The sequence below is a fragment of the Pararcticibacter amylolyticus genome (assembly GCF_003130405.1).
In the GTDB taxonomy this organism is placed as follows: domain Bacteria; phylum Bacteroidota; class Bacteroidia; order Sphingobacteriales; family Sphingobacteriaceae; genus Arcticibacter; species Arcticibacter amylolyticus.
Genome location: NZ_QEAS01000011.1, coordinates 237,871 through 239,473 on the forward strand (window position 1 = coordinate 237,871; position 1,603 = coordinate 239,473).

The window sequence follows — 1,603 nt, forward strand, 5'->3', positions numbered from 1 at the left end:
TATGAAGAGGTTGGGAGATAAAAGAGTGGTTAAAAAAAAGAGAGTGCTCCGGAAAAGGGACACTCTCTTTTACTTTAAGACCTGTTGTCTTAAGACCAAAGTCTCAGGACTCAAATCTATAGGAGCTTATTTTAAGAACTTAAAGTCTTTGCCGATAAAACGGGCAGAAGCGCCAAGTTCTTCTTCGATACGGATCAACTGATTGTATTTTGCAATCCTGTCTGAACGTGAAGCTGAACCAGTTTTGATCTGGCCACAGTTTAATGCTACTGCTAAGTCGGCAATAGTAACATCTTCTGTTTCGCCAGAACGGTGAGACATCACTGAAGTATAACCATTAGTTTGAGCTAATGATACTGCGTTGATAGTTTCAGTTAATGAACCGATTTGGTTAACTTTTACAAGGATTGAGTTACCAGTTTTGCTATCAATACCTTTTTGAAGACGACTAACGTTAGTTACAAATAAATCATCACCAACTAATTGAACTTTATCGCCAATTTTGTCAGTTAATAATTTCCAGCCATCCCAGTCATTTTCGTCCATACCATCTTCAATAGAAATGATAGGGTATTTTTGAGTTAACTGAGCAAGGTAATCTGCTTGTTCTGCACTTGTACGTTTTGCACCTTTCTCGCCTTCAAATTTAGTATAATCGTAAATACCGTCTTTGTAGAACTCAGAAGAAGCACAATCAAGAGCTAAGAAAATATCAACACCTGGTTTGTAACCAGCTTTTTCAATCGCTTTTAAGATAGTTTCAGCTGCATCTTCAGTTCCATCGAAAGTTGGAGCAAATCCACCTTCGTCACCTACTGCGGTAGATAAGCCTCTGTCATGAAGGATTTTCTTAAGGTTATGGAACACTTCTGCACCCCAGCGTAATGCTTCAGAGAATGAAGGAGCACCAGCTGGCATGATCATGAATTCCTGGAAAGCGATAGGAGCATCAGAGTGAGAACCTCCATTGATGATGTTCATCATTGGTATAGGAAGTGTGTTAGCGTTAACACCACCAATGTAACGGTAAAGAGGCTGGCGGCTTTCTTGTGCTGCTGCTTTTGCAACTGCTAAAGAAACACCTAAAATAGCGTTTGCGCCAATTTTACCTTTGTTCTCTGTACCATCAACTTCGAGCATTAAAGCATCGATTGCATTTTGTTCAAATACATCCATGCCTTTAAGTTTCTCAGCTAATATTTCGTTTACATTTTTAACAGCATTTAAAACACCCTTACCCATGTAAGTTGCTTTGTCGTTATCACGAAGTTCAACTGCCTCATACATACCTGTTGATGCACCTGATGGTACTGCTGCACGGCCAAGGATACCATTTTCTGTAATTACGTCTACTTCAACAGTAGGATTGCCCCTCGAGTCGAGGATCTGGCGGGCGTGTACGTCTAAAATTAAGCTCATTGTCTTTTTATATTAAATTTTACCTAATTGGCTTTTGCGGATTTCCTTCTGTTATAAGGAGTTCCAATTTGTTCTTTTTCAAGTTAACAGGCTGGCCAAAAGTAGTGTTTTTGGCGGGTTCAAAAATAATCAATGTTACAATAAATTGTGATTTAGCTCATCGCGGCCCCGCCGGGATTGGCTT

The 1,603-nt window shown here is 39.7% G+C and carries 1 protein-coding gene; it reads right to left on the reverse strand.

The annotated features are described in order from the left end of the window. Positions 1-126: 126 nt before the first annotated feature. Positions 127-1,419, reverse strand: a complete 1,293-nt coding sequence (eno, locus tag DDR33_RS14830; RefSeq protein ID WP_109416577.1) for a phosphopyruvate hydratase — start codon at positions 1,417-1,419, stop codon at positions 127-129. Between the last annotated feature and the right edge of the window lie 184 nt (positions 1,420-1,603).